The 14,720-nt window shown below is 43.1% G+C and carries 14 protein-coding genes and 1 riboswitch; of the genes, 10 read left to right on the top strand and 4 right to left on the bottom strand.

Going from position 1 to position 14,720, the window contains the following annotated elements; all coding sequences use genetic code 11:
* Nucleotides 1-139 precede the first annotated feature (139 nt).
* Together AC5W14_RS06485 and AC5W14_RS06480 are read left to right on the top strand one after the other, a co-directional pair.
* Nucleotides 140-1,525 carry a hypothetical protein gene (locus AC5W14_RS06485; RefSeq protein ID WP_496058526.1) on the top strand — a complete coding sequence of 462 codons (1,386 nt, stop codon included), beginning with the start codon at nucleotides 140-142 and terminating at the stop codon, nucleotides 1,523-1,525.
* 13 nt (nucleotides 1,526-1,538) lie between these two features.
* Nucleotides 1,539-2,459, top strand: a complete 921-nt coding sequence (locus AC5W14_RS06480; RefSeq protein WP_496058525.1) for a DMT family transporter — start codon at nucleotides 1,539-1,541, stop codon at nucleotides 2,457-2,459.
* Here AC5W14_RS06480 and yidD read toward each other — a convergent pair.
* Both yidD and dapA read right to left on the bottom strand, forming a co-directional pair.
* Nucleotides 2,456-2,689 carry a membrane protein insertion efficiency factor YidD gene (yidD, locus tag AC5W14_RS06475; protein WP_496058524.1) on the bottom strand — a complete coding sequence of 78 codons (234 nt, stop codon included), beginning with the start codon at nucleotides 2,687-2,689 and terminating at the stop codon, nucleotides 2,456-2,458. The genes AC5W14_RS06480 and yidD overlap by 4 nt on opposite strands.
* A gap of 74 nt (nucleotides 2,690-2,763) precedes the next feature.
* Nucleotides 2,764-3,651, bottom strand: a complete 888-nt coding sequence (gene dapA, locus AC5W14_RS06470; RefSeq protein WP_496194114.1) for a 4-hydroxy-tetrahydrodipicolinate synthase — start codon at nucleotides 3,649-3,651, stop codon at nucleotides 2,764-2,766.
* Between the two features lie 159 nt (nucleotides 3,652-3,810).
* Nucleotides 3,811-3,993, bottom strand: a riboswitch (Lysine riboswitch).
* Nucleotides 3,994-4,238: 245 nt separating this feature from the next.
* On the opposite strand from dapA, the gene AC5W14_RS06465 reads away from it, so the two are divergent.
* From AC5W14_RS06465 to AC5W14_RS06445, 5 genes are all read left to right on the top strand, one after another.
* On the top strand, nucleotides 4,239-4,502 hold the full coding sequence (locus AC5W14_RS06465; protein ID WP_496058523.1) for a hypothetical protein: 264 nt from the start codon (nucleotides 4,239-4,241) through the stop codon (nucleotides 4,500-4,502).
* 107 nt (nucleotides 4,503-4,609) lie between these two features.
* A complete protein-coding gene (locus tag AC5W14_RS06460) occupies nucleotides 4,610-4,957 on the top strand; it encodes a type II toxin-antitoxin system PemK/MazF family toxin (RefSeq protein WP_120193571.1) in 348 nt (115 codons plus the stop codon).
* A gap of 157 nt (nucleotides 4,958-5,114) precedes the next feature.
* Nucleotides 5,115-5,864, top strand: a complete 750-nt coding sequence (gene nfsA, locus AC5W14_RS06455) for an oxygen-insensitive NADPH nitroreductase (protein ID WP_496058522.1) — start codon at nucleotides 5,115-5,117, stop codon at nucleotides 5,862-5,864.
* Between the two features lie 228 nt (nucleotides 5,865-6,092).
* Entirely contained in the window at nucleotides 6,093-6,785 is a 693-nt protein-coding gene (locus tag AC5W14_RS06450) for a hypothetical protein (RefSeq protein WP_496058521.1), read from the top strand.
* 161 nt (nucleotides 6,786-6,946) lie between these two features.
* Nucleotides 6,947-7,258, top strand: a complete 312-nt coding sequence (locus AC5W14_RS06445; protein ID WP_496058520.1) for a hypothetical protein — start codon at nucleotides 6,947-6,949, stop codon at nucleotides 7,256-7,258.
* Nucleotides 7,259-7,302: 44 nt separating this feature from the next.
* Here the strand turns inward: AC5W14_RS06445 and AC5W14_RS06440 are convergent, their stop codons facing one another.
* Nucleotides 7,303-8,652 carry a YjiH family protein gene (locus AC5W14_RS06440; protein WP_496193962.1) on the bottom strand — a complete coding sequence of 450 codons (1,350 nt, stop codon included), beginning with the start codon at nucleotides 8,650-8,652 and terminating at the stop codon, nucleotides 7,303-7,305.
* Nucleotides 8,653-8,927: 275 nt separating this feature from the next.
* Here AC5W14_RS06440 and AC5W14_RS06435 point away from each other — a divergent pair, with 275 nt between their 5' ends.
* The gene (locus tag AC5W14_RS06435; RefSeq protein ID WP_496058518.1) at nucleotides 8,928-9,212 is read left to right on the top strand and encodes a hypothetical protein; all 285 of its coding nucleotides are present in this window, start codon (nucleotides 8,928-8,930) and stop codon (nucleotides 9,210-9,212) included.
* A 34-nt stretch (nucleotides 9,213-9,246) separates the two neighbouring features.
* Here the strand turns inward: AC5W14_RS06435 and AC5W14_RS06430 are convergent, their stop codons facing one another.
* Nucleotides 9,247-10,044: an HAD family hydrolase gene (locus AC5W14_RS06430; protein WP_496193961.1), complete on the bottom strand. Its 798-nt coding sequence runs from the start codon at nucleotides 10,042-10,044 to the stop codon at nucleotides 9,247-9,249.
* Between the two features lie 491 nt (nucleotides 10,045-10,535).
* Between AC5W14_RS06430 and AC5W14_RS06425 the strand changes: the two genes are divergently transcribed.
* The gene (locus tag AC5W14_RS06425; RefSeq protein WP_496193960.1) at nucleotides 10,536-13,373 is read left to right on the top strand and encodes a 2-oxoglutarate dehydrogenase E1 component; all 2,838 of its coding nucleotides are present in this window, start codon (nucleotides 10,536-10,538) and stop codon (nucleotides 13,371-13,373) included.
* 16 nt (nucleotides 13,374-13,389) lie between these two features.
* Nucleotides 13,390-14,679, top strand: a complete 1,290-nt coding sequence (gene odhB, locus AC5W14_RS06420; protein WP_496058515.1) for a 2-oxoglutarate dehydrogenase complex dihydrolipoyllysine-residue succinyltransferase — start codon at nucleotides 13,390-13,392, stop codon at nucleotides 14,677-14,679.
* Nucleotides 14,680-14,720: the final 41 nt, after the last annotated feature.

Raw genomic sequence — 14,720 nt, 5'->3', positions numbered from 1 at the left:
GCGAAAGCCTCCGGTTGAATACAGCCGGAGGCTTTTTCTCTGGGCAGGAGTGCTTTGCAAACCCCGACGGAGGTGGTACGATGAAAATATTGTTTTAAAATGGACTCTACTACAAGCATTGGGCGGGATGTGAAAACTCATGCAGCATATATCAATATTGGAACGGTTACTGGGCTATATTACCTTTCTGGCGGTCTTGTTTTATTTAGCTGATGAGATATTTTCCATGCCGGGTGCTGTGTATACATACAGCACGGCTGCCGGGGTACTGCTTTTATTTTCCCTTTCGAAAATGGATCGGTTTACGAGAAGTATTATTATTTTGCTGCTCGGCAGCGGGTTCTGGATGTTTATATTCTATCGGGAAACGTTTTCTCTTATGCTCTTTAGTTTAGGAGAAAACATGAACCTGCTTGCTTTGTTTATCCTCGTTCCGCTTTTTGGGGTGTTTATGAGCAGGGCCGGCTTTTTAAAAGCGCTGCAGCATGCCCTGCAGAAAAGAGAACAAAAACACCGGTCCAGGCCCTATCTGTTTGGATATGTGTTAACAGCCGGAATGGGATCATTATTAAACCTTGGTTCGATGCCGCTTGTACATAAAATTGGTTCTGAGAGTTTTACCGCCTTCGAGAATAAACGTTTCGGCCTGCTGATTATTAGGGGTTTTGGATTTTGCATGCTCTGGTCCCCTTATTTTGTTAATGTAGCACTGATTCTGGTACTATACGATTTATCGTGGACAGACATTGGAGGCTACGGCTTGATCATGGCCGTCTTTTATAGTGTGATTGTAGCCTTGTTTTTCCCGTCTTCTGCATTTGCTGATCCGGATGAACGGGTAAACCGCACGGAAAACAAAGAGCCGGTTTTTCTGCAAAGGCAGCTTGGGCTGTTCTTACTATTTGTTGTTCTTTTGCTTCTCCTATCCTTTACAATGGAAATGATCCTGCCGTTCGGGATGCTGACGGTCGTTGTTTTATTGGGATTGATCTATCCTTTAATCTGGGCAGCGGTGCTTCATATGTTCCGGAGATATATTATAAGTGCCCATGAGCAGGTAAGCTGGAGTTTTAAACGATTATATAATGAACTTGGTATTTTTATTACAGCTGGTTTTTTTGGAGAGGCGTTATCTTTGAGTCCGGCTGGGGACGTGCTGACCCGTGTATTAATTGATTGGTCGGGGGGAGCGGTGCCGGTTCTTGCTGCCTTGTTAATGGCAATGGCTATGGGATTGGCCTTTATAGGAATTCATCCTGTTATTATTGTTATTGGGATAGGAGGCTCGCTTGATCCGGCTTTGTTTGGCGTGACGCCTTCGTTTATGGGGATGCTGATGCTGGCCGCATGGATGCTGGCGACGCAGTTTTCTCCTTTTTCCGGTTCGGTTCTTATGGCGTCTAATCTCATGAATGTGCCTGCCTGGAAACTGATTAAAAAAAACACCCCTTTTTTAGTAACGGTGTATGTTGTTTTTATCTTTTTATTAAGCGGGCTTCACTGGTTTCAAAGCATAGGAGTATAAAGGGGTCTTGTTTATGAATGGTTCAGCACAGTGGATAAATTATATGCTGTTATTTGCCGTAATGATTGCCTGGGGGATGAATGTAGTGGCGATTAAGATACTGGTGGAATACGTGCCTCCAGCTGCAATGCAGTCATGGAGAATTCTATTAGCCGGCGTAGTGCTGGCAGTTATTATTTCCCTCAAAGGAGAATGGCGGCGTTTGACGAAGAAACAGGCGGTGTACATTACCTTTGCGTCATTAACAGGAGTAACGGCTCATCATCTGTTCCTGGCATTTGGACTCGCAAACACAACGGCCGTAAACGGCTCGCTAATCGTGGCACTCGTTCCCATTTTTACCTCTATCCTGGCCCTGCTTATTTTAGGAGACCCTTTTACGAGAATTAAGTTTATCGGGATTGTTTCGGCATTTGTCGGCGTCTGTCTGGTCATTGCGGCAGGTGCCGGGAGCGGGCCGGGGAGTGTGGCATCCGGGGATATACTGATGCTTGCTGCAGTGTTTGCCCAGGCATTGAGCTTTGTGTTTATTAGAAAAGCGACGATTGATTTGTCTCCAAGGCTGGTGACCGGCATGATGTTTGTTATTGGTTCGGCGGGGTTATTCGTGTTTAGTACGCTGCTTGAACCGGGAGGGCTGCCGCCGCTTGGAGAGATACCGGCTGGCGTCTGGCTGATTTTCCTTGGCTCCTCCGTATTGGCAACCGCTTTAGGTCATCAGGTGTTTAACTTATCCATTCAGAAGATAGGAGCAGGGGAAACTGCCGTTTTTAACAACTTTGTTCCTTTTTTTGGAATGGTAAGTTCTGTTATATTTTTAGGAGAATCTATCTATATGCTGCAGGGGGTCGGCTTTTTATTAATTGTAGCCGGTGTCTTAATGGGGACAGGTTATCTTGAACAAAAGTGGATACAAAAAAGAAAAGCCTATTAAAGCTTTTCTTTTTTTTGTTTCTCTGGGACATAATCAATACCGCCCGGGTGAAAAGGATGGCATTTACAAATTCGTATTATCGTGAGCCAGGCGCCTTTGAGGGCTCCAAATCGGGAAAAGGCTTCATATCCATACTGGGAGCAGGTAGGATAAAAACGACAGGTAGGTGGGGTATAGGGTGAAATAAACCGCTGATAGCCCCGTATAATCCATAAAAAAAGGTGTTTCACAGCCTCGTGCCTCTTTTCGAAAAAAAGCAGCCTCCGCTGGATGCGGGGCTGTTTTTTATAATGAGTATAACGTGTTATCCAACATAAAGCGATTTTTTCGGTTCAATGGCGGTAAAAACCAGCGCAGCTTCTTCTTCTGTCAAGCGTACCATAGGCAGTCTAACGTCCCCGGAAACAATGCCCTGCATTTCAAGAGCGGCTTTTACAGGAACTGGATTTGGTGCGGAGAACATAGACTTCATGACTGGAAGCAGCTCCCGGTGAAGCTTGGAAGCATAAGCGATATTTCCATTTAAAAAGCTCTGCACCATATCCTGCATTTCATTTCCAATAATGTGAGAAGAGACAGATACAATACCAGTGCCTCCAATAGAGAGCATAGGCAGCGTTAAGCTGTCATCGCCGCTGTAAACGAGAAAGGAGTCAGGAGTGCTGGAAATGATCTGTGATGCCCAGTCCAAATTGCCGGTCGCTTCTTTCACGCTCATAATATTTTCGACTTCAGAAAGGCGGATAACCGTTTCCGGTATCATTCCTGCTGCACTGCGGCCCGGAATATTATAAAGCATAACCGGAAGGGTCGTTGCCTCGGCAACGGCCTTGAAATGCTGGTACATACCTTCCTGGGAAGGCTTATTATAATAAGGAGTAACGAGCATGACGGCATCTACGCCAGTTTTTTCGGCAAGTTTTGTTAATTCCATAGAAGCGTGCGTGTTGTTACAGCCGGTACCCGCAATAACCGGTACCCGGCCGTTGGCTACGTATACAACATGTTCAAAAAGCATCAGCTTTTCTTCGCGGCTGAGCGTAGGTGACTCACCGGTTGTACCTGCTACGACAAGACTTTCGCTTCCAGTGCTGATTAAATGGTTTACAAGTCTCGTAAGGGAGCGGAAATCAATCTCCCCATCTTTATCAAATGGCGTGGCCATTGCTGTACTGATTCTTCCAAAATTCATCATTACAATCACCCTTTTCTTGAGATTTATGTTTCAAAATCACAAAACGAATAGAGTGAGGGCAAGGTACTTTCCCGAAGCGTTTTTCCATACAAAAAAACAGCAACAGGAGAGACCTCATTGCTGTTTAACGTTTCCGGGATTATAAGAACCGTTAAAGCGTGAGATAGCCCTCCATACAGCCGGGTGGCTGCATGACAGTTCCGCACCTGTTAAATACGAAACCAGCTTCTAATTCTTGAGAATAATAGAAGCTTCGGCAAATACTCCTTTTATCAGCCTTCACAGAAACTCAAGTTTCTCCGGCAGATTACTGATAGCATTTGCACCTCTAACCTCACTTCTTCTAAAAGAAGTAGGATATTACATTTTGTTGTAACGCCACCATATCAAATATTATAGTATAATGCAATAGTTTTTATTTCGATAAGATAAATAAAAATAAGACACTAGCTTTAGCCTATATTTATCAATAAAAAAGGCTTTATTATAGGGAAATACAAAAAAAAGAAAAATATTATTTTCAATACACGCATATTTGCTTTATACTGAGGGTAAGGAATAAATATGCAGGGGGTCATTTTGATATGTCACCATTTCACCAAGTAGCGTTTGAACTTAGAGAAGATCTTTATTCTGAGATCAAACATTTAACGGAACAGGAAAAAGATTCATTTTTTCACGATGTACTTCTCGAACAGATTAAGAAAAGAAAATCTAGAGACATGCAGGAAAAAATGAAGCATGGCTATTTGGAAATGGCCCAGCTTAATGCACAGGTTTGCCGTGAGTTTGAAGAAGCGGAATCTGAAGCCCTAACTGTCGGAGAATTGGTTTTAGCTGCCAGATAGGCAGCTGAAACCGCCTTCTTTGGCGTTTCTTATTTCCTGAAATAAGACCAAGGAGGTGAACAGATGAGTTGAGTGAACGTAGTCATGATCACTATTCATCCAAAAAAATAGTAAAACGAGGCGACGTTTTTTTTGCTGATTTGTCTCCAGTTGTAGGTTCGGAACAGGGAGGGGTAAGACCCGTTCTTATCATTCAAAATGACATTGGGAATAGATTTAGTCCCACCGTTATTGTAGCTGCAATCACGGCCCAGATTAAAAAGGCCAAACTTCCAACCCATGTAGAAATTGATGCCGAGAAACATCGTTTTGATAGGGACAGCGTGATTTTGCTGGAACAGTTGCGTACAATTGATAAGCAGCGCCTTACAGATAAAATTACTCATCTGGACGACGAAACGATGGAGCGTGTCAAAGAAGGCCTGGAAATAAGCCTTGGCACTAAAGAAGTCTAGTAGCTTAAACGAACCCTTACATAATTTTAGTGAAAAAAAGACGTGCAGTGCCTGCAGTCTGCATTTCTTTTTTTTACTGCCTACAACCTAACTCACAATAAAACACGCTGATGCAGCGTGTTTTTTTTTCGAAATAAACGTAAAAAGGAGAATAAATATGAATAAAACGATAGAAACGCTTCTGGACCACCGTTCGGTCAGGCAGTTTAAAGACATAGCGCTTGATACAGAAACGGTCGAACTGCTCGTACGTGCTGCTCAGGCGGCTTCAACTTCGAGCTTTGTTCAGGCCTACACGATTATTGGTATAGAAGATCCGCTCAAAAAAAGAAAATTGGCCGAACTAGCGGGAGGCCAGCAGTACGTAGAACAAAATGGTTACTTTTTTCTATTCTGTGCGGACTATAACCGTCACGAAGAACTGTTGAAAACAGGTGATACGGATATAAGTGTTTCCACTGAAAGCACGGAAGGGTTTATGGTGGCCGTCATTGATGCTGCGCTGGCGGCGCAGAATTTGGCAGTTGCTGCCGAGTCCTCTGGACTTGGAATATGCTATATAGGCGGCATACGTAACAACTTACAGGGAGTGGATGAACTGGTGGAAACCCCGGATTATGTAGTCCCATTGTTTGGAATGGCGGTAGGATATCCTGAAAAAAGAGAAGATATTAAACCAAGGCTTCCATTGGAAACTGTTTTTCATAAAGAAGCTTATAGAAAAGATAAGGCTGCGTTGAGCGAAGCCTATCACTCTTATGACGAAGTAATTAAGGCGTATTATCAAAACCGGACGTCGGGCAGGAAGTCCATCACATGGGCAGGGCAGATGCAGGAGCTTTTAGGTCGTTCCAAAAGGCAGTATATGAAAACATTCGTTCAATCTAAACAACTGGACCGTCATTAGCCTGCTTCTATTATTTACGAAATTATAGGCCATATATGTGAATAAAACGGAATATATGATGATTTAGCTTATTCAGAAGCCCTCACCGCTTATTTATGTTCATAAACTTGCATATACTCTATTTTATTTTTCATTGTTGTATGATACACTACTCTTTGGTCGATCAGACAATCATAAAAACGGGACATAAAATAGATATGGAGTCCAAGCATGAAGGGGGGCTTTCACATGTTGAAAGCATTGAGAGAGAAATACAGCCAGAAAAGAACGGTATGGTCCAACGAGACCGCTGAAAGAATGGAAGCATATGCTGCGTCCGAACAAGTAATGTATGAAGAACAAAAAACAGTCGAAGAAAAGCAGAACCATCTGCTTTATTCAGAAATGGAAAAATATTTATATACGATTCATCCATCTTTTTTATTGAATGCAGGGGTAGCGAGAGCGCTTCATAATCGTCTCCTTGCCCGTTCACAGGGTAAATTTTCTATTTCTTTGCATGTGACAAGTGAAATGCGCCTGGCGTTGGATTTTTACAATACGGATCTTTCCATTTTTATCCGGCTTCTGGAGAAAAAAGGCTACAGTATAAAAGGTAGAGAAGAGCAGTTTATGACTGTACTATTGAATATGCTGAGTGAAAATAATTACCGGATGTTTCTGGATCGCTACAATGACTTTGCTGATGCAGAAGATTCATTGGAGGCTGCGATTTACACTTATTTAGAACTCGTGGATAACCGCAGTAAATATGAAAGCGGACGGATGGACTTTCTTAATAAATATTTGATTAATAAAGGACTGTTAAGCTCTTCCTATACAAAGAAAAAGCTGATTAAATTAATTAAAAGCTTTGAAAAAGAATTTAAAGAAGATTTTAAGATGAATAACATGGAAAAGCGGATGCGCGGCATCAGCTGATTAGAATCCTGATTGAAGAAGCTCTCCGGCTGGAGGGCTTTTTTGTTATTTTTTTGCAAGCGGAAACAACAGAATGAAAGTTTCCTGACCGGTTCGGTTTACTTATCGAAACAAGTTGTTATAAAATGGGGTAAAGGTAAGGGATAGGGAGTGAATGGATCGTGTCAAAAGATACTGGGAAATATCTAATTCATAAGCTTGAAGAATCCAAAGAACAATTTGAAAGAACAATCGACTGTAAGCACACTGCATTTGATGATTTATATCCTTATATGAACGAGCAGCCGCAGTTTTTCTGGTACAAACGTTACGTGGCATGGCAGGAGCTTCTTACGACAGTAAAACATGCCGAGGACCTGGACGTGAATTGGAAAGATGTATTTAATGATTCGCAGCAGGCTTTTATTGATAAACAAGTATTAGATGCTAAAGTGCTTGATGAATGGTACGGAAAAGAGAGAAAAGAAGTATAAAAAAGCATCCGGCCCTTTCGGGGGCGGATGCTTTTTTTTCTGGATTAAAAGATAAAGTGGGCGCAGACTACAATAACAGGCAGTGTAATAATGGTCCGTTCCAGAAAGATTATAACAAGATCAAGAAACGATACCGGCAGCTTTGATGCAAGAAGCAGTCCGCCGACTTCAGACATGTAAATTAACTGGGTAACGGATAAACTGGCAATAATAAACCGGGTCATATCACTTTCGATGCCAGATCCCAAGATAGCAGGGAGAAACATATCGGCAAATCCGATGAGCATGGATTCAGACGCTGCGGCCGCTTCCGGAACCTGCATGAGTGTCAGCAGCGGAACGAATGGAGCGCCAATGATGGCGAAGAAGTTAGTAAATTCAGCCACAATCACTGCCAGCGTACCAAGCGCCATCACAATCGGCAGAACGCCGATCCACATGTCGAGAACATTTTTGATACCGCCGGTAAAAATAGAACGAACGCCATTTTCGCCGGATTTAGAAACCGCCTGGCGGATACCCCAGGAAAACGTGCTGACAGAAGCCGGGCGTTCTTCCGAGGACTGCTTCGTGCGTGTTCTGAAAAAGTCATCTTTTTTTCTGGACAACGGAGGAATTCTCGGCATAATAACAGCCGCTACAAAACCTGCTGCGATAATTGTAAAGTAATAAGGGAGAAAATAGCTCAACAGATCCATCTGCTCTAATATTACAATACTGAAAGTGATGGAAACGACAGAGAAAGTCGTGCCGATCACGGCCGCTTCACGTTTAGTATAGTAGCCCTGTTCATACTGTTGGTTTGTCAGCAGTACGCCGATGGTTCCGTCTCCCATCCAGGAGGCCGCACAGTCAATCGAAGACCGTCCGGGGAGCTTAAACAGCGGCCGCATAATAGGTGTGAGCAGAGCGCCGGCAAATTCAAGCAGGCCGAAGTTAAGCAGCAGCGGCAGGAATAAGCCAGCAAACAGAAAGACGGAAATAAGTACCGGAATAAGGTCATACAAAAGCAGTCCGCCGGTAAACTCTGAAATAATCGGCTCCGGGCCGATACTAAACAAGACCATAACGGCAAAAATAAATCCCAGCACCCTTACAATCAGCCAGAACAGCGAAACGTTGAATAAAGTCTGAAGAAAGGGGGAAGAAACATGTACAAAGCGTACGGTGACAGTCCCAATAACAGCAGCGAGCATAAAGGCAGCTGCAATATACGGAAGGGCAGGACCTATCGCCCCCTGAAGCCAGTTGGCGAGAATAGCTACTACAATAGTCACTTCTCCTCCAATAGATACAGGGACCATAAATAGCAGGATCCCTATAATAGATGGAACCAGAAAACGCAGCATAGAGCCCCGGGCCGCCGGGGGCTTAGTTGGAGAAGAATAATTCATGTCGACACCTCTTTATGTATATTTTTTGCATAAAATAATAAGACTTTCTAATTATACTCCATATTTGACGCAAAGAGCACTGTATAAAATCTTGAATTTCATTATAAAAATAACATTTCCTTATACAAAAAGAAAGAGCTGGACGGTTGATGGAATGTTCAGATAATTGCTATGAAGCCATTTTAGCATGAACGACAGGCAATAAAAAGCAGTAATTGCCTAGACGTTATTATAGAAAAAAAGTTTATACAAAGAAGCGGACGGGAGCTGGCACAGTGCAGTATATTTTTGAGATCGAAAAAATTACAGAGAAACAGCCTAAAGATGAACTGGACACGAGAATTGCTGTCGTTAAAGCAGAAGTCATTCATGTTTCAGAGGGTACGATTCTTTATGAAATGACAATACCGGTCGAATATCATTACTATGGGGTTTATCCTGACATTAAAGCGATAGGGAAAGTGGTAAAAGACCAGAAAGTAAAAAGAGAAGCTTTTTTTAAACTAAGGCGGTATATAAAAAAAATGCGGCCTTTTCTGGAATTAACAGAAGAAGACTAGTGCCTTCTTCTCCAGTAACTGTGGTTTTTATATTCTATTTATTTTTTTGAAAAAAAGCATCTGCGGCATGAGTGGTTTCCCAAAGATCAGTCGTTTGAATGGAAGCGGGTACTTTTTCGTCAGCCGGTTTATTCTCGCGGTTAATCCATATGTTGGAAATGCCTGCGCGATTGGAGCCTAAAATATCCGTATAAAGATTATCGCCAATCATCAAGGCTTTTTCTTTGTCTACATCAGCAAGTGTTAAAGCGTGCTCAAAAATAGAGGGGTCCGGCTTGCCCTTTCCAAATGCTCCTGAAATAATAATATGGGAGAAATAAGGCACCAGCTGCGGGGTCATCTGCAGTTTAATATGCTGCAGGGAAGGAGCTCCATTTGTCAGTAGAATAAGCTGATAACGGGAGCTGAGTTCCTCAAGAACTTCAAACGTATCCGGGTATACAAAGGGCAGATGCCTGCGGTGAAACACAAACTGTTCGGCAAGGTACACCGCGAGTTCTTCATTTTGTATATCCTGATCAATCAGTGCTTTTTTCCATACAGCTGTTTGATATTCTTTAATAAGCTTTTCCATCAGTCGAAACCGGTGATCGTGAATATCTCCGAAAGCTCCCCAAAGTCCTTCAAATGGATTAATACCTATGTTTTGAGTGAACGTATAGCTTTCAAGCTCGGCATAAAGCTTTGGAGCCCACTGACGTACGGACTGTACGAGCGATTTTGCGTCTGCTCCGTAAGCCGTACTCTCCAAAGCGGCTGCCCGGATGGATTCTTCCACACTTTTTTTATCCCATAACAGTGTATCGTCTAAATCAAAAATCAATGTATTCATTATGTAGGCCTCCTTTGTTTCTTCCCGTCTATTATAAGCGAACCCGTTCAAAAAGGCACCCTCTCCCGTGCGAATAACGGTCTGTTCTCCCTAATTTGAATTTTTTCTTTATTTGAAACACAATTGGTGTACAATAATGGGGTAGGATGTTAGGCCATCTAATGGGAACATAAAGTAAATAAAAAAAGTTTTATGAACAAAACAACGTGTTCCTTCATATTTAAGAAAAGCGTTATATAGCCAGTGAACTTTCCCCTTTTATGATATAAGCTTTTGAGAACGCGCTTTCAACGTGTTAAAATAAAAGAGCAAAGCAGGCTTAGCATCCTTTAACAGTCCAACTACTATTTTTTTATCATTATCACAAAGCACATCGCTAAAATGACGTGAAAAGAAGTGGTTTATGATTTAAGAAAAAAACATGCCGGTAAACACATGAAAACCTATTTCGTCTTGTATCATAATTACACAGCAGCGGAGGTATGGAACAGATGAGTAAAAATTCAGCCAAGCAAGAAGCATGGCAAGAATTTTATGGCCCCAACCTGGGGTATTTAATGGATCTTTATGACCAATACACGGAAGATCCAGATTCTATTGATAGTGAAATGAGAGAATGGTTTGAGCAATATGGGGCACCAGTTAATGGTACAGCTCCTACTGCAGGGGTAAGTGCAGATTCCAGCACTACCGTAACGGATGTTTCTTCCATAGACGTAGACAAAATTGCCAACGCAGTAAAACTTGCAGAAAACATCCGTATACACGGACACCTGTCTGCAGATATTAATCCTCTTGCCAAGCCGGGCGAGGAAACGTCCTTTTTAAAAATTAATGAATATAACCTTTCTGAAGAAGATCTGCAGGCGCTTCCAGCGTATATTATCTGTGAAGACGCACCAGAGAGAGTAACGAACGGCTTTGAAGCCATTAATCATTTGAAAAGCATGTACACCCGCTCTATTGCTTTCGAATTCAACCATGTTCATGATGTGGAAGAACATAGATGGCTCAATAAAAAAGTAGAGTCCGGTGAAATATATAAAGGTCTCTCCGATGACAGACGAAGAGCGCTGTTAAAGCAGCTGACAGATGTCGAATCATTTGAGCAGTTCCTTCATAAAACATTTGTCGGTCAGAAGCGTTTCTCTATTGAAGGAGTAGACGCGCTGGTACCGATGGTGGACGAATTTGTACAGGATGCCATTCATGAAGGTGCAGAAAATGTCATGATCGGTATGTCCCACCGTGGACGTTTAAGCGTATTATCCAACGTCCTTGGTAAGCCATATGATTTAATATTTTCCGAGTTCCAGCATTCACCTAACAAAGATCTGGTTCCTTCTGAAGGATCAATTGGATTGAACTATGGCTGGACCGGGGATGTAAAGTATCACCTTGGAGCCAATAAAGAAATTCAAAAAGAAAGCGTCGATGCAACGATCACGCTTGCGAATAACCCAAGTCACCTCGAATTTGTTAACCCCGTGGTGGAAGGCTACGCCAGAGCCGCTCAGGACAGCCGCAGCGAACCAGGTTTTCCTCAGCAGGATACAAACAAAGCAATCGCAGTACTTATTCACGGGGATGCAGCTTTCCCCGGCGAAGGTGTAGTTACAGAAACCCTCAATATGAGCCGTTTAAAAGGATACCAGACTGGTGGAACGCTTCACATTATTGCAAACAACCAGCTTGGTTTTACTACAGACGCGCATGATTCAAGAAGTACAACGTATGCAAGTGACCCTGCTAAAGGATATGAAATTCCAATTGTACATGTAAATGCCGATGATGCAGATTCCTGTCTGGCAGCTATTCACTTAGCACATGAATACCGTAACAAATTTAATAAAGACTTTGTCATTGACCTGATTGGATACCGTCGTTTCGGCCATAACGAGATGGATGAACCGGCTTCCACACAGCCGCATTTGTATGAGGTCATCAGAAGTCATCCAACGGCTCGCGAAGTGTATGCCGGCGAGCTTGTTAAAGATGAACTGCTTTCCAATGAGGAAGCTGAGAAATATAAAGAAGACAGCCTGCAGCACCTGCAGGAGAACTATGACCGGGTGTCAGGGGATAAATCAGAGGATGCTGAAGATGTTAGCATCCCTGAGGAAGTCGAAAAGCACCTGCCGCAGGTAAACACTTCTTATAATATTGATGATCTGCAGCAGCTGAATGAAGAATTAATTACCTGGCCGGAAGAATTTAACGTCTTTCCGAAGCTGAAAAAAATTCTGGAAAGAAGAAAAGATGCGCTTCAGGAAGGCGGAAAAGTAGACTGGGCCCATGCAGAAACACTTGCTTTTGCAAGTATCATTTCCGATGGAACACCGGTACGTCTGACAGGCCAGGATTCCGAGCGCGGGACATTTGCCCAGAGACATATCGTTCTTCATGACAGCGAGAACGGCGATATTTATTCTCCGCTGCACACACTTTCCAAAGCAAAAGCGTCCTTTGCCGTGCATAACAGCCCGCTGTCTGAAGCCGCTATTGTAGGATTTGAATACGGCTATAACGTTCAGGCTCCAGAAACACTAGTCTTATGGGAAGCACAGTTTGGTGATTTTGCCAACGCCGCCCAGGTTATATTTGACCAGTTTATTTCAGCGGGACGCGCTAAATGGGGGCAGAAATCAGGAATGGTTATGCTGCTTCCACACGGTTATGAAGGACAGGGGCCCGAGCATTCCAGTGCACGGCTGGAACGTTTCTTAACGCTTGCTGCTGAGAACAACTGGAATGTCGCCTACTTGTCCAGTTCAGCGCAGTATTTCCATCTGCTTCGCCGCCAGGCTTCTTTCCTTGGTAAAGAAGAGATGAGACCGCTTGTGCTTATGACACCAAAAAGCCTGTTAAGAAATCAGAACGTAGCGTCTGGACCGGATGCGTTCAGCAAAGGAATGTTCCAGTCCATCGTAGAAGATCCTAAAACAGGCAAAGAACCTAAGAAAGTAAAACGTATGCTGTTTGCTACAGGAAAAATGGCAATTGATCTTCATGAAGCAATCGAAGACGAAAAAGAAGTAAACAATACGCATATTGTAAGAATTGAAGAATTATATCCGTTCCCGGACGATAAAATTGCAGAACTGCTTGAACAGTATCCTAACGTAAAAGAATTCAAATGGGTACAGGAAGAGCCGTCCAATATGGGACCTTGGAATTACGTACAGCCGCTTCTAAGAAGCGTGGCAGGCAGCAAAATCACAACAGAATATATCGGACGCCGCAGGCGTTCAAGCCCGTCTGAGGGAGATCCTAAAGTCCACAAAAAAGAACAAAGCCGTATTATCGATGAAGCATTGAGAGGAAAATAACAAGGAGGATTTACTCATGGCGGAAATAAAAGTACCAGAGCTTGCTGAATCAATTACAGAAGGAACGATTGCAGAGTGGCTGAAGTCACCAGGCGATTACGTGGAAAAAGGCGAAAATATAGCTGAATTGGAAACGGATAAAGTAAACGTTGAAATTCCAAGTGAAGAAGCAGGCGTTATTAAAGAACTTCTTAAAGAGCCCGGCGATACAGTGGAAGTCGGAGACGTTATCGCAGTGATCGACCAGAACGGCGAAGCCGGCGGAAGCACAGAAGCATCCGAAGAAACGTCGTCTAAAGAAGAACCTAAAAAAGAAGAATCCAAAGAAGAAGCCAAAGAAGAAGCACCGGCTGCTTCTAAAGAACAGTCAGATGCAGAGGAAAGCGATGCTTCTCCTTCTGAATCTCCTGTTGCTTCGCCATCGGCAAGAAAACTTGCGCGTGAAAAGGGATTAAATCTTGATGATATTCCAACAAGAGATCCACTTGGCCGTGTAAGAAAAGAAGACGTAGAGAACTACGAAAGCAATACAAAAGCTGCCGCGAAGTCGGAAGCTCCTGCTAAAGAAAGCAAACCAAAAGAAAGCAAAGATGAGTTTGCCGGGAAGCCGGTCGAACGGGAAAAGCTTTCCCGCCGCCGCCAGACCATTGCAAACCGCCTGGTTGAAGTACAGCAGACGTCAGCTATGCTTACTACATTCAATGAAGTAGACATGACAGCTATTATGGATGTAAGAAGCAGAAGAAAGGATTCCTTCCAGGATTCCCATGAAGTTCGTCTTGGCTTTATGTCTTTCTTTACCAAAGCAGTTATTGCAGCTTTAAAGCAGTTCCCGCTTCTTAATGCTGAAATTCAAGGCAAAGAAGTAGTGAAAAAGAAATTTTATGATATTGGTATGGCTGTTTCCACAGATGACGGATTAGTCGTTCCGGTAGTTCGTAATGCAGATCGTCTGTCTTTTCCTGAAATTGAACAGGAAATTATCGGACTGTCCAAAAAAGCGCGCGATAATAAGTTAACCCTGCCGGATCTGCAGGGCGGCTCCTTTACCATTACAAATGGTGGAGTATTCGGCTCCCTCTTGTCTACGCCAATTTTAAATGGCCCGCAGGTAGGTATTCTCGGTATGCACACTATCCAGTGGAGACCGGTAGCTGTAGATAAAGAGACAATGGAAAATCGTCCAATGATGTACCTTGCACTTTCTTACGACCACCGCATTGTTGATGGAAAAGAAGCAGTAAGCTTCCTCGTAAAAGTCAAGCAGCTTTTGGAAGATCCGGAATCCCTTTTATTGGAAGGGTAATAGTTCAAAAAGAGTCCTGTTTCAGGGCTCTTTTTTTTATT

Source organism: Sinobaca sp. TMA16-18, from assembly GCF_059510535.1.
The sequence above is the reverse complement of the archived record's forward strand: the minus strand, read 5'-3'. Positions and strand labels throughout refer to the sequence as shown.

Excerpts from the sequence above, each read along its gene's own strand:
- AC5W14_RS06485 (WP_496058526.1), top strand. The coding sequence starts at position 140 with ATGCAGCATATATCAATATTGGAACGGTTACTGGGCTATATTACCTTT.
- AC5W14_RS06480 (WP_496058525.1), top strand. The coding sequence starts at position 1,539 with ATGAATGGTTCAGCACAGTGGATAAATTATATGCTGTTATTTGCCGTA.
- dapA (WP_496194114.1), bottom strand. The coding sequence starts at position 3,651 with ATGAATTTTGGAAGAATCAGTACAGCAATGGCCACGCCATTTGATAAA.
- AC5W14_RS06465 (WP_496058523.1), top strand. The coding sequence starts at position 4,239 with ATGTCACCATTTCACCAAGTAGCGTTTGAACTTAGAGAAGATCTTTAT.
- nfsA (WP_496058522.1), top strand. The coding sequence starts at position 5,115 with ATGAATAAAACGATAGAAACGCTTCTGGACCACCGTTCGGTCAGGCAG.
- AC5W14_RS06450 (WP_496058521.1), top strand. The coding sequence starts at position 6,093 with ATGTTGAAAGCATTGAGAGAGAAATACAGCCAGAAAAGAACGGTATGG.
- AC5W14_RS06440 (WP_496193962.1), bottom strand. The coding sequence starts at position 8,652 with ATGAATTATTCTTCTCCAACTAAGCCCCCGGCGGCCCGGGGCTCTATG.
- AC5W14_RS06430 (WP_496193961.1), bottom strand. The coding sequence starts at position 10,044 with ATGAATACATTGATTTTTGATTTAGACGATACACTGTTATGGGATAAA.
- AC5W14_RS06425 (WP_496193960.1), top strand. The coding sequence starts at position 10,536 with ATGAGTAAAAATTCAGCCAAGCAAGAAGCATGGCAAGAATTTTATGGC.
- odhB (WP_496058515.1), top strand. The coding sequence starts at position 13,390 with ATGGCGGAAATAAAAGTACCAGAGCTTGCTGAATCAATTACAGAAGGA.